Origin of the sequence: Enterobacter sp. MGH 24 (assembly GCF_000493015.1) — a bacterium.
GTDB lineage: Bacteria > Pseudomonadota > Gammaproteobacteria > Enterobacterales > Enterobacteriaceae > Enterobacter.
In genome coordinates this window covers 2,892,341-2,912,134 of sequence record NZ_KI535657.1, presented here as the reverse complement: position 1 = coordinate 2,912,134, position 19,794 = coordinate 2,892,341, and the positions used below count along the sequence as shown (strand labels likewise).

14 protein-coding genes and 1 pseudogene are annotated in these 19,794 nt (G+C 50.3%); 7 read left to right on the top strand and 8 right to left on the bottom strand.

What is annotated here, in order from left to right; all coding sequences use genetic code 11:
- Positions 1 to 45: 45 nt before the first annotated feature.
- Complete coding sequence (locus L370_RS08235) at positions 46 to 1,641, bottom strand: ABC-F family ATPase (RefSeq protein WP_023335027.1); 1,596 nt, start codon at positions 1,639 to 1,641, stop codon at positions 46 to 48.
- Positions 1,642 to 1,863: 222 nt separating this feature from the next.
- Between L370_RS08235 and ldtB the strand changes: the two genes are divergently transcribed.
- Positions 1,864 to 2,784 (top strand): L,D-transpeptidase, encoded by a 921-nt coding sequence (gene ldtB, locus L370_RS08240; protein ID WP_023335026.1) that lies wholly within the window; start codon positions 1,864 to 1,866, stop codon positions 2,782 to 2,784.
- Between the two features lie 43 nt (positions 2,785 to 2,827).
- On the opposite strand, the gene L370_RS08245 is transcribed toward ldtB, so the two are convergent.
- From L370_RS08245 to L370_RS08255, 3 genes are read right to left on the bottom strand one after another with little or no spacing between them, the layout of a single operon-like run.
- Positions 2,828 to 3,544: a GntR family transcriptional regulator gene (locus tag L370_RS08245; protein WP_023335025.1), complete on the bottom strand. Its 717-nt coding sequence runs from the start codon at positions 3,542 to 3,544 to the stop codon at positions 2,828 to 2,830.
- A 15-nt stretch (positions 3,545 to 3,559) separates the two neighbouring features.
- Positions 3,560 to 4,882: a PTS sugar transporter subunit IIC gene (locus L370_RS08250; RefSeq protein WP_023335024.1), complete on the bottom strand. Its 1,323-nt coding sequence runs from the start codon at positions 4,880 to 4,882 to the stop codon at positions 3,560 to 3,562.
- Between the two features lie 51 nt (positions 4,883 to 4,933).
- Complete coding sequence (locus tag L370_RS08255; RefSeq protein WP_023335023.1) at positions 4,934 to 6,310, bottom strand: glycoside hydrolase family 1 protein; 1,377 nt, start codon at positions 6,308 to 6,310, stop codon at positions 4,934 to 4,936.
- Positions 6,311 to 6,650: 340 nt separating this feature from the next.
- Between L370_RS08255 and L370_RS08260 the strand changes: the two genes are divergently transcribed.
- Genes L370_RS08260 through L370_RS22865 form a run of 4 tightly spaced genes read left to right on the top strand, consistent with a single transcriptional unit; the run spans position 6,651 to position 12,096 of the window.
- The gene (locus L370_RS08260) at positions 6,651 to 7,499 is read left to right on the top strand and encodes a TnsA endonuclease N-terminal domain-containing protein (protein WP_023335022.1); all 849 of its coding nucleotides are present in this window, start codon (positions 6,651 to 6,653) and stop codon (positions 7,497 to 7,499) included.
- Complete coding sequence (locus L370_RS08265) at positions 7,486 to 9,606, top strand: hypothetical protein (protein WP_032666584.1); 2,121 nt, start codon at positions 7,486 to 7,488, stop codon at positions 9,604 to 9,606. The genes L370_RS08260 and L370_RS08265 overlap by 14 nt, the downstream gene beginning before the upstream one ends.
- A gap of 2 nt (positions 9,607 to 9,608) precedes the next feature.
- On the top strand, positions 9,609 to 11,072 hold the full coding sequence (locus L370_RS08270) for an AAA family ATPase (RefSeq protein ID WP_023335020.1): 1,464 nt from the start codon (positions 9,609 to 9,611) through the stop codon (positions 11,070 to 11,072).
- Between the two features lie 28 nt (positions 11,073 to 11,100).
- Positions 11,101 to 12,096, top strand: a complete 996-nt coding sequence (locus L370_RS22865; RefSeq protein ID WP_023335019.1) for a TniQ family protein — start codon at positions 11,101 to 11,103, stop codon at positions 12,094 to 12,096.
- A gap of 441 nt (positions 12,097 to 12,537) precedes the next feature.
- Here the strand turns inward: L370_RS22865 and L370_RS08275 are convergent.
- The 4 genes and pseudogenes from L370_RS08275 to L370_RS08290 all read right to left on the bottom strand — a co-directional run bounded on the left by L370_RS08275 (position 12,538) and on the right by L370_RS08290 (position 16,780).
- Positions 12,538 to 13,461, bottom strand: a pseudogene (locus L370_RS08275) (IS5 family transposase).
- A 445-nt stretch (positions 13,462 to 13,906) separates the two neighbouring features.
- On the bottom strand, positions 13,907 to 14,296 hold the full coding sequence (locus L370_RS08280) for a hypothetical protein (protein ID WP_023335017.1): 390 nt from the start codon (positions 14,294 to 14,296) through the stop codon (positions 13,907 to 13,909).
- Positions 14,297 to 14,441: 145 nt separating this feature from the next.
- On the bottom strand, positions 14,442 to 14,867 hold the full coding sequence (locus L370_RS08285) for a hypothetical protein (RefSeq protein WP_023335016.1): 426 nt from the start codon (positions 14,865 to 14,867) through the stop codon (positions 14,442 to 14,444).
- A gap of 917 nt (positions 14,868 to 15,784) precedes the next feature.
- On the bottom strand, positions 15,785 to 16,780 hold the full coding sequence (locus L370_RS08290) for a LacI family DNA-binding transcriptional regulator (RefSeq protein WP_021514818.1): 996 nt from the start codon (positions 16,778 to 16,780) through the stop codon (positions 15,785 to 15,787).
- Between the two features lie 240 nt (positions 16,781 to 17,020).
- On the opposite strand from L370_RS08290, the gene L370_RS08295 reads away from it, so the two are divergent.
- The gene (locus tag L370_RS08295; RefSeq protein WP_023335015.1) at positions 17,021 to 18,259 is read left to right on the top strand and encodes an MFS transporter; all 1,239 of its coding nucleotides are present in this window, start codon (positions 17,021 to 17,023) and stop codon (positions 18,257 to 18,259) included.
- 19 nt (positions 18,260 to 18,278) lie between these two features.
- The gene (locus L370_RS08300; protein WP_023335014.1) at positions 18,279 to 19,712 is read left to right on the top strand and encodes a glycoside hydrolase family 32 protein; all 1,434 of its coding nucleotides are present in this window, start codon (positions 18,279 to 18,281) and stop codon (positions 19,710 to 19,712) included.
- Positions 19,713 to 19,794: the final 82 nt, after the last annotated feature.

Sequence of the window (19,794 nt, the reverse complement as noted above, 5' to 3'; positions counted from 1 at the left end):
AATAGAACGTAGGCCGGGTAAGGCGAAGCCGTCACCCGGCTTTTTTTAGTTCTCGATACCTTTACTGCGCAGGTAATCTTCATAGTTACCGGTGAAGTCCACCACGCGCTCTGGCGTAATTTCGATCACGCGGGTCGCCAGCGAGCTGACGAACTCACGGTCGTGAGAGACGAAGATCAGGGTGCCCTGATACATCTCCAGCGCCATGTTCAGGGATTCGATAGATTCCATGTCCAGGTGGTTAGTCGGTTCGTCCATCACCAGGATGTTTGGTTTTTCCATCATCAGCTTGCCGAACAGCATGCGGCCCTTCTCACCACCGGAGAGCACTTTAGCCGGCTTTTTGATGTCGTCCTGGCTGAACAGCAGACGACCCAGAATGCTGCGTACCGCCTGCTCGTCGTCGCCTTCCTGCTTCCACTGGCTCATCCAGTCGAAGACGGTGAGGTCGTTTTCGAACTCGTACTCATGGTCCTGCGCGTAGTAGCCAATCTGCGCGTTTTCAGACCACTTCACGGTGCCGTTGTCCGGCTGCAGTTCGCCCACCAGGGTTTTCAGCATGGTGGATTTACCCACGCCGTTGGCACCGAGGATGGCAATCTTCTCGCCCACTTCCAGCAGCAGGTTGAAGTTTTTAAACAGCGGGCCGTTCTCAAAGCCTTTTGCCAGGGCTTCCACTTCCAGCGCGTTACGGAACAGCTTCTTGTCCTGCTCGAAGCGGATGAACGGGTTCTGACGGCTGGAGGCTTTGACTTCGTCCAGCTTGATTTTGTCGATCTGACGCGCACGCGAGGTCGCCTGACGCGACTTAGAGGCGTTAGCGCTAAAGCGGCTGACGAAGGACTGCAGGTCAGCAATCTGCGCTTTCTTCTTGGCGTTATCCGCCAGCAGACGCTCGCGCGCCTGGGTGGCCGCCGTCATGTATTCGTCGTAGTTGCCCGGGTACACGCGCAGCTCGCCGTAGTCCAGATCCGCCATGTGCGTACAGACCATGTTCAGGAAGTGACGGTCGTGCGAAATGATGATCATGGTGCTGTCGCGATCGTTCAGCGTCTGCTCCAGCCAGCGGATGGTGTCGATGTCCAGGTTGTTCGTCGGTTCGTCGAGCAGCAGGATGTCCGGGTTAGAGAACAGCGCCTGTGCCAGCAGCACACGCAGCTTCCAGCCTGGCGCCACTTCGCTCATCGGGCCGTAATGCTGTTCAACCGGAATGCCGACGCCCAGCAGCAGTTCGCCCGCACGCGCTTCCGCAGAGTAACCGTCCATCTCGCCGTACTGCGTTTCCAGATCGGCCACTTTATAGCCGTCTTCTTCGCTCATTTCGGCCAGCGCGTAGATGCGATCGCGCTCCTGCTTCACTTCCCACAGTTCCCCATGCCCCATGATCACGGTGTCGAGCACGGTGAACTCTTCGAAGGCGAACTGATCCTGACGCAGCTTACCGATACGCTCGTTAGGGTCGAGCGATACGTTGCCAAGCGTCGGCTCCAGGTCACCGCCGAGGATCTTCATAAAGGTGGATTTTCCGCTACCGTTGGCACCAATCAGGCCGTAACGGTTGCCGCCGCCAAATTTGACGGAAATGTTTTCGAACAGCGGCTTACTGCCAAACTGCATAGTGACGTTGCTGGTAACTAACACGGGGAGATTCCTGCGAAAAGTGTGATAAACACGTCATTATGCCACAATTCCGAATTGAGATCCCGTGTTGCGGCAATCCGCTAAACTTTAACAAAATCGAAAAAAATGTGATTTCGTACACATCTGAATTCCCTGTGAGCGGGAATGCACATATAATGCGCTCCCATCACAGATTCAGACTTATCAACTCATCGCCGGAATGGCTTAGATACCTCGCACAACATGAACATGAAATTAACAACGCTTTTTGCGGCGGCGTTAGCCGTAGTAGGTTTTTGTAAGACCGCGTCTGCGGTGACGTATCCCCTGCCAACAGACGGTAGCCGTCTGGTAGGCCAGAACCAGGTTGTGACGGTACCAGAAGGTAACTCTCAGCCACTGGAGTATTTCGCTGCGCAGTACCAGCTGGGCCTGTCTAACATGCTGGAAGCGAACCCGGGCGTTGACCCGTATCTGCCGAAAGCGGGTACCGTGCTGAATATTCCTCAGCAGCTGATCCTGCCGGATACGGTTCATGAAGGTATCGTGATTAACAGCGCCGAAATGCGTCTGTATTACTACCCGAAAGGTACCAACACCGTTATCGTGCTGCCAATCGGTATCGGCCAGCTGGGTAAAGACACCCCAATGAACTGGACCACCAAAGTTGAGCGTAAGAAAGCGGGCCCAACCTGGACGCCGACCGCCAAAATGCACGCGGAATACATCGCTGCGGGTGAACCGCTGCCAGCCGTTGTGCCGGCAGGCCCGGATAACCCAATGGGTCTGTACGCGCTGTACATTGGCCGTCTGTACGCTATCCACGGTACCAACGCCAACTTCGGTATCGGCCTGCGCGTGAGCCACGGCTGCGTGCGCCTGCGTAACGACGACATTAAGTTCCTGTTCGAAAACGTGCCGGTCGGTACGCGCGTGCAGTTCATCAACGAACCGGTGAAAGCGACCTCCGAGCCAGACGGCAGCCGCTACATCGAAGTGCACAACCCGCTGTCCACCAGCGAAGACCAGATCAACAACAACGAAGTCGTTCCTGTGACGCTGAACAGCGCGGTGCAGGCGGTGACGTCTCAGCCAGACGTAGAAACGGCGATTGTTGACCAGGCCGTGCAGAACCGCTCCGGTATGCCGGTGCGTTTGAACTGATAATGAAGCATTAAAAAAGCGGGCCTCGTTGCCCGCTTTTTTTTTACCCGTTATTCACGATCACGATCCCGCCGTGGTCGTACCGATAGTGGCAGTGGGCATACTCCAGCGGCGTGCCATCCTCCAGATAAATCACCTGCTCCACTTCCAGTACGGGATCGGTCTGCTCGCAGACCAGATGCTCCCTGTCCAGCGCGTTGGGCTTAAGCGCCCGCACCACCCGATACGACCCCATTATTTTCAGCCCCAGCGTCTCCTGCACGTACTGGAACACTGAACCTTCAAGATGGTTTTTCGTCAGGCCCGGCACCAGATTCATCGGCATCACCGTGGAGTCCAGCGACATCGGCTCGCCGTTCAGCAGGCGGAGTCGAATGAAGTCATAGATCGGCGCATCGGCGTTAACCATCAGCGACGCCTGCTCTTTTTCGTTCGGGAAACGCAGCTCGAAATGCACTACCCGGCTGGTCACCGTGCCCAGATGTTCCCATGTTTTAGTCGCGCCAAAGTAGTCGCTGCCGGAAAGATCCCACTGCGAGAGCTGGAGGAAATTTTTACGGATGAACGTGCCCTGCCCCTGGCGGGTATAGACCAGACCTTCGACGATCAGCTGGCGCATCGCCTGCTGAATGGTCATCCGGCTGGAGCTGAACTCCGCCGCCAGCGCAAACTGGTCCGGCAGGGGTTCGTTGGCGGCGTACTGCTGGCTGATAATGCGTTTCTTAATTTCCCGCGCTATGGTGATGTACTTCGCCGCCATCGTCCTTCCTTTCAGTTAGTTTTCTATCCCGCTGTTTTTCAACGCCACTCTCTCGGCAATCTTGAGGAAAGGCAGGTAGAAGAATACACCAAATACGATGATTGCCAACTGTACCACCACCGCCCGCCAGTCCCCCGCCGTGGCCAGCCAGGCGCTGAGAATGGGCGGCGTGGTCCACGGGATCATCACCACGCAGCGCGACATTAACCCCAGCGTGGTACAGAGCCAGGCGAAATAAATGCCGATGGCGGGCAGCAGCACAAACGGGATCATCAGCGGCAGGTTAAACACGATCGGCAGGCCAAAAATCACCGGCTCGTTGATGTTGAATAAACCGGGTGCCAGCGACAGACGCGCCACCTGCTTCGCCGACTTTTGCCGGGAGAAGATAAAGATGGCGATCAGCAGCGAGATCGTGCTGCCCGTGCCGCCCACCATGCCAAACGTCGGCACGAAGATGTTGTTGATGATGTGCGGGATCGGCTGTCCGTTGGCGAAGGCCAGCATGTTCTCGTTGGTGTTGATCAGCAGGAACGGCTCCAGCACCACGCTGTTAACGACAGACTGATGAATACCCAGCGTGAACAGGAAGTTACCGAAGCTGTAGATGAAGATCGTTCCCGGCAGGCTGGTGTTGATCAGCCGCAGCGGCTGCTGGATAAAGGTCGTAATAAGATGGATCAGGTCCGTGTGCAGCACGTTTGCCAGCACGGCCGCCAGCACCGCAAACAGGGAGAGCGTGAAAATGGTCGGGATCAGCGCGGTAAAGGATTTACTCACCGCCGGAGGCACGTTTTCCCCGAGGGAAATGTGCAGCGCCTTCAGCCGCGAAATGGCGATAAACACCTCCGTTGAGAGCAGCCCGATCAGTACCCCGGCGAAAATCCCGGTTGAGCCAATATTGGCGAACGTCAGCACCTGGGTGACGTTCACCGCGGCGTCGCTGCCGACGGGCGTAATCTGCAGGCGCATCGGCATCATGATGATGAAGCTGCTAACGGCGATAACCACTGCCGAGACCGGATTGTCAAAATCTTTGTTGCGCGCCAGCGACCAGGCAATCATCGGGGCCAGCAGCAGCGCGGCGATGTTTAGCGTGCCGTTGATAATCGCCTCGCCCCACACCTTGAAGTGTGCGAGCGTGTCGCCGTGAAAAATCCACGGAAACACCACGTTGTTCACCAGCACCGCCAGACCGGCAAGGATGAAAATCGGCATCACCGTGGCGAAGGCGTCGCGCAGGGAGCGAAGGTGCACCTGGTTTGCCAGGCGCGCCGAGAACTCAACAAACTTATCGACAAAGGACTGCATGTGCGGTGTTATTTTTGTTTCAGACATAGCGGATAGTTCCCATCAATCAGTCACAAAAACGGCCCGGCAGCGTACGGCTTACATCTCGCGTCCGTTGGTATGGATAACCTGTTTTAACCACGCGTAGCTCTTCTTCGGCACGCGCTTCAGGTCTTTCAGGTCGTGGTTTTCCCGGTTGACATAGACCACGCCGTAGCGCTTACGCATGTCGCCCTGGGAGCTGAGAATGTCGATCAACCCCCAGCCGAGGTAACCGATCACCTCTGCCCCGTCCTCGAACATCGCCTCCTTCATGGCCTCGATATGCGCCCGGTGGTAGTCGATGCGGTAGGTGTCGTTGATCGGGTTTACGCCGTCCCAGGACTCAATCACCCCAATGCCGTTCTCGATCGGGAACACCGGCAGGCGCCAGTCGTTGGCGTAGCGGGTGATGATGGTGCGAAAGCCCAGCGGATCGATCTGCCAGTTCCACTCGGTGGCCTTCAGGTACGGGTTGTTTTTCTCGCCGTGCAGCAGGTAATAGTTCACCGGCGTGCCTTCCGGGATGGCATCGCTGTCCAGCGTTTTGCTGGCGTAGTAGCTGAAGGCCATAAAGTCGTTTCTGGTACGCGCCAGCAGCGCGAGATCCTCGGCGCGATAGATATCGTCAAAGCCCTCCTGCTCCACCACCGCCATCACCGCCGGGCTGTAGCCCTGTCCGGCGAAGACGCGCAGCAGGTTCTGGTTGAGAAATTCGTCGTACTGCTGGGCGCAGAAGATGTCACGCGGTTTGCAGGTGGCCGGATAAATCAGCTGGTGCGCCAGCATGCCGCCCATCAGCTTGCCCGGCTTAGTCTGGTGCAGGTATTCGGTCAGCGCCATGTGCGCCACCATCGCATGGTGCTGAAGCTCGTACAGCTCGCGCAGGGTTTGCTCGCCTTTCATGTAACCGGAAATGCGAAACGCTTCCGGCATATGGAAGATGTTCTGCTCGTTGAAGGTCAGCCAGTACTTCACCCGGTCACCGAAGCAGTCGATCATCTTTTTGCCGTAGCGGATAAAGGCGTCCATTACGCGGCGGTCGTTGAAGCCGTTGTACTCCTGCGCCAGCGCCAGCGGCATATCGAAGTGGTAGAGACACACCATCGGCTCGATGCCGCGGGCGATCAGATCGTCGATAAAGCGGTCATAAAACGCGATGCCCTCGTCGTTAAAATCGCCGTCGCCCTGCGGGCAGACGCGGCTCCATGAAATCTGAAAGCGGTAGCAGTTCATGCCCAGATCCTGCATCAGGTCGAAATCTTCCCGGTAGCGGTGATAGGAGTCGGTCGCGACTTTCCAGTCGGAGATGTTTTCCCCGGCTTCGCGAATGTCGTACACCGACATGCCTTTCCCGCCCTCGTTCCAGGCCCCTTCCGTCTGCATGCTGGATACGGAGTTGCCCCATAAAAAGTTGGCTGGTAGCTGATTATTCATGTTCACTCCCTATATGACTAGTCATTTAAAATCTCATGACTAGTCATATAGGCGAAGATGAAATATGGATCAAAGAGGAGGATCGTTTTTTGTGAGATGGATTGAAATAATGACCAGGGATGTCGTGTCATATTAAAGTTATGTCACTAATGCAGAAGTTATGTCACTAATCAATCTTATCATAAATAAGTTATGTCATTATTTTTACTATAAGTATGATTCATCAATAATTTTTCATCTCTTTCTTTGCCATGTTCACTTTGTAAACTGTGCGTATGCAACTAAACTTAAAAAAGATGAAAGTCGTAACTAATTCGCCTTAGATTTTATCGAGATCGGTATGACTAGAGGAAGACGGTTTACATCTTTTGAGAGCTATGAAAAAGCACTCAGGGACGGGATTGGCCTTGGAACCGGGGAAAACTATCAGCCCTGGATACGGCCACAAGATTTTACAAACTCAACGGGTATCCGCTCAGCCATACGCGGTTTGAAAACGTTCAGACAGCACAACACGCTGTCCGGGATTGAAAGCGAGTTTTATTACCTTGCCGAATTCAATGATTCAGTAATTGACATTCGCGAACAGTTTCCGCTTCTCCCCGTCACGCTAACGCAAAAGATAGCCAACATTCTCAATGTCCCCCATCCGGCATTACGCAGGAAAGTCTGCGACACAGATAAGCCAGCAGTGCCCGCCGTCATGACAACAGATTTCGTTCTGACATTCAGAAACCAGGACGGAACCATCAAATATAAGTCTTATTCAGTGAAACCTGATGAAATCATTTCCAAACGTGATGCCGAAAAACAAGAAATTGAGAGACTGTTCTGGGAGGGCATTAATGTATGTTTTCAGATATATACAGGGTCAGAGGTTACCAGAATAAAAAGTGGCAATATTAGCTGGTTTACTGCTCCTTTCAGGATGAACGGACTGCCCGATTATCATCTTGATGTGTCCTTATTAAGGGAGTTTCCTCCCGGTCAGTATATTCTTCTTCATATGGTAAAAAAAATAGCTTCATCTTTAAGGATCAGCACTGATGATGCCTTCATCGCGCTGAAATTTATGTTAGCAACCAAAAGCATCGAAGTTGATCTCACCTCGGACATCGTTAGCAATGGATGTATTGTCGTTTTACGAAACAGCGCATGTGACATGGGATTAGCATATGAAAATAATTAAGAATTCCGTCTGGTCAGTTTCAAAAACTGAAGGGCTCCCCGATGCCCTGTACCGAGTCCTTGCCCTGTACAAGGAAACAGGAACCATGATTTTGTATGAACTCAACGACAACAAAATCACACGTCCGAAACTGTTTTACATTGAACCATTTAAGTTGGGAGTTCAGGAAAGAAACATTGTGCACTTCAACTATCCTATTCCTGTATGGATGATGGTCACAGACAATGATATTCCGGATAAAAACAGGATCCGGAGAGATAAGAATTTCGCCCTGATTAGCCCACTGTTGTCTGATCCTGATTTTCTCTTTTTGTACGCTCTGAACGAGCGAAGTCCTTTGTTAAGAAATTATGCAAAGGACAACAACGCCAGCTATTCCACAATAAAAAAATTATTATCGAACTGCTGGAAGTACGGAAGAGGTAAACAGTCCCTGACGCCAGCATACGCCAGGAGTGGAGGGAATGGGGTCAAAAAAACAGTTAAGTCTGTTTCTGTTGGTCGTAAAAAGAAAGGGCGCGCCCTCATTGACGGCAGAGCAGAAACCTACATCATGCGAGAACGGGACTCAGCTAGCATAAAAAAAATCCTGAAAAAACACTACCTCAAACCGAAGGGCAAAAGCCAAGCTGAATGCTGGCGCATCTATCTTGAAGAATACTTCCCTCAACTGGCTTCAATAACTCAGGACTGCGCCATTTCCTATCCTTCTCTGGCACAGTTCAGATATCGCATCACTAAACTTTTCTCTCTTACTGAGATTGCACGTCGGCGCACAACAGAAAGAGATTTTTTACTTAACAAACGGGCTTTAGCGGGGTCTTCTGCTGACTCTGATACACTGCCGGGCTCAGTATTCGAAATTGATGCGACAGTTGCTGATGTGCATCTGGTATCTGAATTAACAGGAGATGTGGTTGGACGACCGACAGTGTATCTCGTTGCTGATCGTGCAACCCGGATGATAACCGGCATGCATGTGTCTTATCTTTATGCTTCCTGGCGAGCAGCATCTCAGGCACTTGCTAACTGCTTTTCACCGAAAGGACAGTACTGTAGGTTATTTGGTGTCAATGACATCAGTGACGACCGCTGGCCATGCTCACATGTACCAACAAAGTTACTTTGCGATAATGCAGAAATGTTGGGTCTTAAAACGCAGTCTGCAGTTGTTCCCTTCACGGAATTAATGTTTGCTCCTTCCTACAGGGCTGACCTAAAAGGCGTCGTTGAAAGCAGGTTCCGCATACTTAACCAAAAGGCAATCCATAAGCTTCTGGGTACGACAAGAGGGGGATTTGTTGTCAGGGGTGAGACCCGGCCACAATTAAGGTCATGTTATACGCTTAAAGCGTTTACAGAAATCATGATACGTGCCGTTGATGAGTATAACCATGCCCTGAATACAGAACTTCTGTATATTAACCCTCTTCTTCTTGAGCATAATCTGATCGCTACCCCCGTCAATAGCTGGAATGTCAGTATTAATAACTTCCGTTTTGGTGGTTATCAGATCACTGAGCACGAAATTATATCAAGACTTCTGTACCCGGATAGCGCAAGTATTACTGGCAAGGGAATTCAGTATGGTAATCGATTCTATGAGTGTTCAGAGGATGAGATGGTCGGGGCCAGAAGTTTCGGTCAGACACGTGTTGATGTTCGGATTAATGATAACTCCATGGATAAAATTTATATAAGAAGCGGAAAAGATACCGTTTTTTCGCAACGAGAACTGCTGTCCAGGCGAAAAATATTTCAGGGCCTTCCTCATATGGAAGCAGAAGTTGTTTCTGATATTGTCGATATGCATAAAAGCAGTAATGTTATTACACCTGAGTCGATGGCATTGCGTAATCTGATTGAAGCTAATGAACAGGAAGGCGAGATTTTGCTGGCAGCACTGAGGAAAAAGGGTCGTGGGCGCTATAAAAACATAAGGGAAAATCGTAGAAAAGAAGTGCTGTATGCTCAACAGGGAGACTCCAGAAAGACCAGTGAGAATTACAAACTTCCCCCCGCAAACAACATTGTGATTTTGCCAGGTCCCGAAGCGAGGAAAGCGTGGCTTACAAAACAAAACGATCCTTACAAGAAGGATAAATAGCCATGGCTGTGAATGCAAAATATCACCAGGCAGATTTGCCAGAATACAGAGGTAACCCTCTAATTGAAGCACTCCCTCCCCTGATGTCCCGGGAGGATGTCATGCTGGCTCTCAGCAACTTTCCTGAAATTAATGCAAACGAGCGTGAACTGAGCACTGAGGTGCGTGAACAGTATGTTGATCGTATAGATGCCTTCCGCTGTCCTCAGGGAACATTCTTCGACTGTTACAAGGCAATAGTACGACTTCTGCGAACAGGTTATACAACCCGTAACCCACTTGATATTCACACGGTTCGGTTTCTTCATTACAGCGTAGAGGGAAGCTTAGGTGAAGCTCTCGGCGATGGATTTCATCGACCCCGGGCAGGGACTTTTTCCATTACCGGCATAAGCGGTGTGGGTAAATCAACCATGCTTGAGCAGGTACTGGGACATTTTCCACAGATCATAGACCATAATGTTTATCAGGGCCACGATCTTACCCCTCTTCGTCAGGTTGTCTGGCTTAAAATAAATTGCCCTCCAAATTCGAAAGCACGTGACCTGACGGAAATCTTACTTACCGCTATCGACGATGCACTTGGGCTTGAGCGTACCATCCCGCCATCAAGGACTGGTACGTTACTCCGGCTCATTGCTCAGAAAATTAAGTCGGCCTTCATTGGCGTGCTGGTTATTGACGAAATGCAAAGACTGACCCGCACAAACGGTGATGAACAGCTTATCAATTTTCTTCATGACATCGTCGATACATTAGGTGTCCCGCTAGTCTTTTGCGGAAATCCAGAATTCGAAGACAAAATGCGCCAACGGTTACGTTTCGCCAGACGTGCAGAAACCGCAGGTTTCATTCGTCTTAATCCGCTCGCGTACCAGACGACAGACTGGCAATCTTTCATTCAGTATCTGTGGCGCTATCAGTGGACTAATGTCTACACTCCCCTGAATGATGAGCTCAACATAAAAATGCATAAGCTGTCGAAAGGAAATCTTGCGATAGCACAGCGATTATTTGTTACTGCGCAATTAAAAGTTATTGGTACCGGTAATGAAGTCATTACACCCGCTTTGTTGGGTCTTTCCGAATCAGTATTAACCAGTCGCGCAGACGAATTTATCCAGGCAGATGCTCTCATTTATGGCGAGGAACTGCCAGAATTATCAGAATCTGAAGAGACAGTATTACCTCAGAAGAATAACGGCAAAAGCTTTCTCAAAAGCCGTGAAATCAGGCAAAAACCGGTCAGACGGGTGCATAAATCATTCACAGTCACAGCCGATTTGAACCGCCCCCAGCATGAGGAGTTTGCGGAGGAGTTAAATAACTATACTGCACAAACTGAGGCGATCCTGGCCAAAAGGTGTGAGCCTGTCCTGTTCCGTGCACTCTGGCAAAACAAATGTCGTTACAGTGCCCTGGAACACTACGACCGGCTTTGCAACGATCCTTCAACAGAAACATGATGTATTACATAGGAAGGCGTGGTGGTATATGTTGTTAAAGGCATTCCCGGGAGAAATCCTCTTTAGTCGGCTTTGTAGAAGCTTGTCAGTAAGTGGACTGCCGGTGCAGAAATTTTCAAGGAGCCTCGGCCTGGAAGCCCGGTCCTCGTTTCATCCTTTCCTGACACAACATCTGACAGAGATTGCTCAGACTAGTCACGAAAACGCTGAGCTTCTCTGGGCGGAACAAACCCTGTTCCCTCTATGGGTATGGTCAATGCCCGGTTATGCAAAAGCACTTCGGCAACTGACGGGCCCTCCGGCGCGTTTGCTATGGTTTTATCAGCTTACAGGCAACCACTCATCCCAAAGGATGCAACTTCATTTTTGCCCTGTATGCGCAAGGGAAGATGCAATGGGATATGGTGTCCCTTACTGGCATTGTGAACATCAGATCCCGGGAGTGAGCATCTGTAACCGCCACTGTTGCCGGTTAATGCCCAAGCTGGTTCCACCCAGTCCTCACATTGCTGTTGAATTTTACCCCGACAATTTCAATACCATGATCCTCAGTAAGAACATAGAAAATGATTTTGCAGTCTTTGCCAACCAGATATTGACTCACCTGGCGCATGGTGAAGAAATATCAGATAATTACTTTTCCGGTTTTACCTCGACCAGAACTGATTTGAAGAACATGAAGCACAGCGGCAACGAAAAACTCTTCCTGTCTTTGAATGACCTGATTAGGCATTTGTGGGAGGAAAATTCTGACCCTGTTATCTCTGACAAATCACACTTCCTTTATTACATCATTTCTCATTTTGAAAATATTTTCCCAGCACAAAAATTACTTCTCTTATTTTATTTACAGCGCATGCACAGCATAAGACAAAATGCTAGTAGAGAGCACATCCCCTCAAACAAAATGAATAAAGAAAACACAAACAATGAAATACACAAGCCCGTAATGGAGTTAAATTACCTGATGGTTAGACTTTGGCCTTCAACAAAATTCATCGCCGACCTGAGAACTCAAACATAATATATTCCACAACCAAGAAAACCATCACCCCTTTAAAATATAAATTATTTAACTTTCGACACATAGTAAAAACAAGAGCAGAAAAAATCTAGACATCATTCATAACCGCGCACGCCTAATTAACATTAAAATTTGGACACCGACCATACCATAAAATACCCAACAAGAATCCCCCCTGGTTTTAAATGCTTATCGTATACTATATTTTATGTCGCACTCTGCAATTTCACTTAAGTTACAAGATCAACAATTCAGACAGTTTATGTTTTTTGATTTCATCACTTTAAATCTGAAGTCATCATCACTAGACACGTCATATTTTTCTCTGGCATTTTTTATGGTTTGAGAAAGAAACACACCAAAATCCTTAAGATTAGCATTTTATTGGGCTTTGTTGAATAAATCGGATTTAGATAAAAGCTTCCCTTGTCGCTGACTTCCTCAGGCAATCCGTACGCTTTCTGGCATGCCTGCGCGCGTTATTTTGTTTAATGCGCGGATCATGGCCATCGCCTCCCCAACCTGCGCATCATAATCCCGCAACGTAAGATGCCCACCAAACAGCTGTTTGACACGGTACATTGCCGTTTCAGCCACCGAACGTCGGTTGTAAGCCGTGTGTCATTTCCAGTACGCATTGCTTCCTGTCAGCCGTTGCCGGGCAACCGCCTGATTTCTGTCGGCATATTCAGCCGGCCAGTAACCTGCGCGGGTTCGCGGCGGGATAAGCGCCCTGATTTTCTTCCGCCGCAGTTCGTCGTGGCACCGCCTGGTGTCATAAGCTCCGTCGGCTGAAGCGACCCTGATTTTCCGGTGTGTCTGGCGGATAAGCCCCGGGAATGCCTCTGCATCAGTCACGTTGTTCAGGGACAGGTCAGCACAGATAACCTCATGCGTACCGGCGTCCAACGCCAGATGCAGTTTTCGCCAGACGCGGCGCTTTTCCTGACCGTGTTTTTTCACCTTCCACTCCCCTTCACCGAAGACTTTTAATCCGGTGGAGTCGATAACCAGATGGGCAATTTCGCCGCGTGCAGGACTTTTGAAAGGGATACTGACGGACTTAGCCCGCCTGCTGACGCAGGAATAATCCGGGCAACGGAGCGGGAGCTTCATCAGGATAAAAATGGAATCAATGAATCCCTGCACAGCGCGCAGCATGAGGCGAAAGATGCGTTTGAGCATCAGAACGGTAGAAATAGCCAGCTCAGAATAATGTTGCGGACGACCACGTGAAGAGGTTTTGGGTTTGTCATAGCAGGCCTGAATGGCCGACTCATCAAACCAGAATGTCAGTGAGCCCCGGTTGACGAGGGCTTTGTTGTATAGGTTCCAGTTGGTGATTTTGAACTTTTGTTTTGCCATGTGATATCGCTGCAAGATCGGGAGTGTAGTGATCTGATCCTGACTACGGCCAAAAGTTCGATTTATTCAACAAAGCCCCTGGTACGATAAGAACAACGGCGGTTGGTTTTGAAGTTGGAGTGAGTAACGTCCCTTTCAAAGAACCTTTTGTCCCAGCAGCATCCACGACAGTTTCGGAAAAGGTCACCGGCACAGCCACCAGTCGTACAAATGTACACGCGCTTAAAAAAGCAATGGAAGCGGTAATATGTATCGGTAATGTTCCTGTAATAATTAGCGCACCAGTCAATTTATATTAAAAATATGACCTGCTCTTCATGGATTAATACATCAGCGGCGTTGGTAAAGTCCGCTCTTGGCACACGTCAAAGGTCTCATCCGCATAGTTAAATGCGCCCTGAAGGGACCAGTCGCTCACAGGCTATAATTAGAAGCTTGTGTGTAGTCACTGTAGTTGCTTCAACGGATAAGAATTGGAGCTGCTGGAACCGTCGCTGTAGGCCTCAGTAATAATGATTTTTTTATCCTCAACAGCATATCTGACCGTGCTGTCTGCAGGATCATCCCGCCAGCGACCGGTGCTGTCAGGATTGTCAGATGCCCACATCACTTGATTGCCGATAAGTTTGCACTTGATGGCCCAGCGGGTTCCATCGTTCTGTCGGATATAATGTACGTAAGCAATACCTGACTCGACTTTATCCAGCCGCATGATTTTGAGATAATGGCCGAACATAGCCGCAGAAGCAGCCTTGCAAACCTGCCCCACCGTCACTTCAGAAGCCAGTACCGGAGCAGCAAACACGAGCGGAACAAGAAGCAGGAGTTTCTTCATGCGGATCCATCCTTTTGGTTATGTTCATGAATAACGCTTAATGTATATTTCGGCAACCTGAAGCATTTCTTGACGAGAAATTAGCGTTGCGATGACAGGAGTGACTAACAGGATCCCTGGCGTAATCTCAGACACTCCCCGAATGTCAACCATGCTCCTGCTGTGCATCCTCAGCGTTATACGCGAACAAAACATCGGGCATGAGACCCGTTTTTTCTACCATCGCCAGCACAGACTGCGTTGAAGCCTCGGAGATAACCTTCATCGCCTCATCACGAATTTCAACATACGCAGGGTCTTCACGGGGCACGAAAGGCTCCAGGAGGTGGGCAATGGCCTTACCATTAACAGACAGGCTGAAGGTGCAAGCGGCACGATCCACATTCCAGATGTAGATGAGTGGCCATAACCCCAGATCGTCACATTCGGCCTCACTGCGGATCCCCGGCAGGTACACGGGCATAGACAGCTTTTCATCATTCAGCGTCAATGCGATAAACTGGTTTGCCGTAAGACGGGGGCCTTGCCTGGGCTCAACGTCAGTTTTTTTCTTTTTAAAGAATCCGAACATGGTGCTTTCCTTGTTTATGACGAATCGGAGGGATAATCACTGTCTTACTGAGAGTGTTTATCAGAGCTTCTTTGACCTCAGCGCAGACTCGCGGTAACTCTCATTCAGCAAAAGTTATTTTTACACGGTTCATGCCACCTGAAACGAGAATTACATATCGCTTTTCTTGGCAAGTTAACCGCACGATAACCAACACACAACAGGCGTGGATGATGGCACAGTAATGAAGAAACGAGGGGGGATTTTTCGATTACACTCGCAGCATTGTTCGGCTGCCGCTGTACCAGGCTTGTACATAGTCAATCGTCATAACGTCTCCTAACGCTTTATTCCGCCAGATCGAACCTGATAAAGTTGCTTTCAAATCAGCGATATTCAATGGCGGGCCATGAGTGGTTCACGCTGCATTTCAAAGGCGACAGCCCTATGAGCGAACATTCCGTTCAGAGACCAGCCGTTCATGCAGACCAGATGCCCAAACGTCTTCTTCTTGCTGCAAACCAATCCTGTCACGAATCCATTTGATAAGGCCGCTTTGAGCGATCAACGGACATTGCTAACAACCTTCTGTGTGAATTCTCAGGGAGCAGGTCAAAACGAACTGAACTGAAGGTCCGCTTTGAGCGCGGAGCTGAGCGTTACACTCATCATCACCCTCGGATAGATGCATTACGAATATAGCGCCGCATTAATCAACGGGGCTGCTCAACTTAAGCGTGTACGCTAACTCTGTACTAAGATGCTTAACCAACAGTTACTTTATGATAACCGCGAATCAGCGCCACGCTGTCCAGAATACGTGAATTCTGAATGCATCAAATCACAAAGGCAACAGTGATCGTTATAAACACCTTAGTGAAGTCATCCTCGCAGGTAAGGCAACACATCCGTAAGGTATTTGGCCAAATCAAATACAACTAGATTGACTCGCGGGGAAGCCAGGGACTCTCAACTATCACTTTATCCCGGTGGGTGTCACCATTGATAATGTGCAGTGTACTTAAGCGCCCAATTTCATAATGCGGTAGCTGGACCGTGGATAATGGGGGTAAAAATAAGTTTCCAATGCCTACAAGATTGTCATAGCCAAGAACGGCAATATCCTGTGGGATTCTGATACCCTGCGTTAACAATGTTTGATACACCATAAATGCAATACGATCGTTACCACAGATGACCGAATCAAATCGCGGTTTCCCCTGTTCGATATGCGCCAGCAACATCTCCGGAATATCTCGGTAGTGCTCATCGCCGAATTGCATATAGCAGTGCTCAAGCGTATCAGGATCGATACTGGCTTCCCTGCAGGCGCGATCAAGCCCACGACGACGACGACGCGTCGCCAGATGGTTGACGGGTAAATGCAGGCATAGAGGGCGGCTGTATCCTGCTGCCAGCAGTGCCTGTACGGCCGTATACTGGCCATGTTCATCGTCAGGTATATAGCTGGCAACCGGCTCTCCCTTGTTCTCGCAGTTGGCCAGAACGCAAGGAAGCTCCAGTAACCGGGGAGGAATACTGACTTCACGCAGCCCCATGGTAGTAAAAATGATCCCCCCGGGTCGATGGGCGAGCAGCAGGTCGACAATATCGTCAGGATTATCATCGGTAAACATATTCACCACAAAGCTGTTCCAGCCATACGCCCGCGCGGTTTCTTCAATAGACAGCGTGATTTCTACTGAAAAAGGAGTGGTGACGGTATCCAGCGCAAGCACACCAATCGTTTTGTTCCGGGTGCCAACACGACGAATCTGCTGGGCAGAAAGGTCTGGCACATAATTTAACTGCATGATCGCCTCCTGCACCCGAGCCAGAGTCTCAGGCTTTACGCGTTTCGGGTCATTCAGCACCCGTGAAACCGTCATGAGCGATACATTGGCCAGTTTGGCCACATCCTTTAAAGACGCCATAGTTTTCCATTATCTGAATGCATACACCCGGTAAGGTGTTGTGAGCAAATGCGAATGCCCTATTCTAGGCATGGACACCCAGGGTTATGCAGACCACTCTGATAAATTTGAGCTAGATCTCAACATTTCAATGTTAACGTTAACTTTTGTGATTAACATCGACAAACAAATCAAAATCGGGTGTCCCCCCAAAATGATAACGTTACCATATTAGCATATCCTTCTTACGAGATTACGTAGATGAAAAAACGGCCTACTCGAAGTTACATGCTGCTCAGCGCTCTGCTGTTCTTTTTCTTTGTGACCTGGTCCTCATCAAGTTCACTGCTCTCAATCTGGCTTCACCAGGAAGTGGGGCTAAAAGCATCGGAAACCGGCATTATTTTTTCAGTATTATCCGTCTCCGCGCTCTTCGCGCAGGTCTGTTATGGCTTTATTCAGGACCGACTTGGTCTGCGCAAACATTTGTTATGGTTAATCACCGCGTTGTTGATCCTCTCCGGCCCGGCTTATCTGCTTTTTAGTTATTTGCTGAGCGTTAATATTCTGCTGGGCAGCGTATTCGGGGGCTTATTTATCGGGCTGACGTTTAATGGGGGTATCGGCGTTCTGGAGTCCTATACCGAGCGCGTCGCGCGTCAGAGTACCTTTGAGTTTGGGCGGGCACGCATGTGGGGGTCTCTGGGCTGGGCGGTTGCCACGTTTTTTGCCGGGTTACTGTTTAATATCAACCCTGACCTTAACTTCCTGGTGGCTTCATGCTCAGGGTTAATCTTCTTCTGCCTCCTGGCCCGATTAAAGGTGGCCGCGCCGGCAAGCATGGAGAAACTCGAAATTGGCGCTAAAAAAGTTTCTCTGGAAGACGCCCTGCGTCTGCTTACTCTGCCGCGCTTCTGGGCACTGATATTCTTCGTGGTCGGAACCTGCATTTACGGCGTATACGATCAGCAATTCCCGGTCTATTTCTCATCACAGTTCCCGACATTACGCGAAGGGAACGAGATGTTTGGCTATTTAAACTCTTTCCAGGTCTTTCTCGAGGCCGCAGGTATGTTTTGTGCGCCGTGGCTGGTTAATCGCATTGGTGCTAAAAATGGTCTGATATTCGCAGGAATGGTGATGGCGCTGCGCATGATTGCTTCAGGGCTGGTGGAAGGCCCCCTGCTTATCTCCATTACCAAACTGCTTCACGCGGTCGAACTGCCAATATTGTTAGTCGCCATATTTAAATACAACAGTCTGAATTTCGACAAACGTCTCTCCTCCACCATTTATCTGGTGGGATTTGCCTGCACCAGCTCCGTCATTGGTACCGTATTGTCCCCGCTGGCAGGCTTTAGCTATGAGAGATTTGGCTTCGCCCAATCCTATCTGATCATGGGCATCATGGTGTTCAGCACCACGTTTATTTCCATTTTCCTTTTGCGCTCAACTAAATCCTCATCTGAGCCATCTTTTCTGCAGCAAAAAGCTGTGTAATGTACTGAGAGTAAAGACGATGACATCCTTATTAGAACAGGTTGAACAGGTGCTTGAAAAAGCACAATCCGGGATTAATCCGCGCTGGTATCCGCGCTATCACCTCGCCCCTCGCGCAGGCTGGATGAATGATCCTAATGGCCTGGTATGGTTTGACGGCTGGTATCACGCCTTTTATCAACACCATCCCTACTCCCCGAAATGGGGTCCGATGCACTGGGGGCACGCCCGAAGCAAAGATCTGGTGCATTGGGAACATTTGCCCGTCGCGCTAGCGCCGGAAGGCCCGGCGGACAAAGACGGCTGTTTCTCAGGTTCCGCCGTGGTGGACGGCGATACGCTGGCGCTCATCTATACCGGACATAAATTTCACGGCCCGTCGGACACTGACGACAACCTCTACCAGGTGCAGTGTCTGGCGACCAGTCGTGACGGAATCCATTTTGAACGGCACGGCAAGGTGATTGATACACCGCCCGGACTGCATCACTTTCGCGATCCGAAGGTGTGGCGCGAAGGTGAGTTCTGGTACATGGTTGTCGGTTCCCGCGTGGAAAATACCGGTCAGGTGCGCCTGTACCGTTCCACCGATCTCCGCGAATGGCATGACGAAGGTATTTTCGCCGAGGCTGATGAAGGCAAGGGCTTTATGTGGGAATGCCCGGATTTCTTCCCCCTGGGAGAGAAGCGTGTCCTGATGTTCTCGCCGCAGGGCATGGCGGCGGAAGGGTATCACTATCGCAACCTGTTCCAGAGCGGCTATTTACTTGGGGACTGGCAGCCAGGTCAACCGTTCACCCACAGCGGACAATTTACTGAGCTGGACCACGGCCACGACTTTTATGCCCCGCAGAGTTTCCTGACCCCGGATGGCCGACGCATTGTCATCGGGTGGCTGGATATGTGGGAATCATCGATGCCCGAACAGCAGGATGGCTGGGCCGGAATGCTCTCGCTTCCTCGCGAATTAAGCCTTGTCGATGGTCGTGTGAGAATGAAACCTGCTGCCGAAGTGACCGCGCTGCGTGGCAGCTATTATCCCACGCCCGTCCGCTGTCTGAACAATCAGAACGTCCTTGTCGCGGCAAATGCCGACGCGGTCGAAGTTCAGTTGGCATGGGATTTGAGCGCATCGACGGCTGAACAGTTTGGTATCGCGTTGGGCGACGGGTTGAGAATTTACGTCGATGATCAGGCTGGGCGTCTGGTGGTGGAGCGCCGCTATCCGGAATATTCGCTGGAAGGCACTCGCAGTATTCCGCTTCCAGCAGACAGCGTTCTGTCACTGCGAATTTTTATTGACCGCTCATCGGTGGAAGTTTTTGTTAACGATGGTGACGCTTGCTTAAGCAGTCGTATTTATCCGCAGCCGGGCGAGCGTGATATTTCATTGTTTGCAAATCTGGGGAAGGCCTCATTATACGATGCGGGATACTGGTCTTTAGATAAATAATTCTCCGTTCCGACCGGTTTCTTGCAGGGTGAGTTTTTATTTCTGCCAGTCTCTGGCTGGCATGTTATTGTCTGGAATAATG

Coding starts and splice junctions, on each gene's coding strand:
- ldtB (WP_023335026.1), top strand. CDS start 1,864: ATGAACATGAAATTAACAACGCTTTTTGCGGCGGCGTTAGCCGTAGTA.
- L370_RS08245 (WP_023335025.1), bottom strand. CDS start 3,544: ATGGCGGCGAAGTACATCACCATAGCGCGGGAAATTAAGAAACGCATT.
- L370_RS08250 (WP_023335024.1), bottom strand. CDS start 4,882: ATGTCTGAAACAAAAATAACACCGCACATGCAGTCCTTTGTCGATAAG.
- L370_RS08255 (WP_023335023.1), bottom strand. CDS start 6,310: ATGAATAATCAGCTACCAGCCAACTTTTTATGGGGCAACTCCGTATCC.
- L370_RS08260 (WP_023335022.1), top strand. CDS start 6,651: ATGACTAGAGGAAGACGGTTTACATCTTTTGAGAGCTATGAAAAAGCA.
- L370_RS08265 (WP_032666584.1), top strand. CDS start 7,486: ATGAAAATAATTAAGAATTCCGTCTGGTCAGTTTCAAAAACTGAAGGG.
- L370_RS08270 (WP_023335020.1), top strand. CDS start 9,609: ATGGCTGTGAATGCAAAATATCACCAGGCAGATTTGCCAGAATACAGA.
- L370_RS22865 (WP_023335019.1), top strand. CDS start 11,101: ATGTTGTTAAAGGCATTCCCGGGAGAAATCCTCTTTAGTCGGCTTTGT.
- L370_RS08280 (WP_023335017.1), bottom strand. CDS start 14,296: ATGAAGAAACTCCTGCTTCTTGTTCCGCTCGTGTTTGCTGCTCCGGTA.
- L370_RS08285 (WP_023335016.1), bottom strand. CDS start 14,867: ATGTTCGGATTCTTTAAAAAGAAAAAAACTGACGTTGAGCCCAGGCAA.
- L370_RS08290 (WP_021514818.1), bottom strand. CDS start 16,780: ATGGCGTCTTTAAAGGATGTGGCCAAACTGGCCAATGTATCGCTCATG.
- L370_RS08295 (WP_023335015.1), top strand. CDS start 17,021: ATGAAAAAACGGCCTACTCGAAGTTACATGCTGCTCAGCGCTCTGCTG.
- L370_RS08300 (WP_023335014.1), top strand. CDS start 18,279: ATGACATCCTTATTAGAACAGGTTGAACAGGTGCTTGAAAAAGCACAA.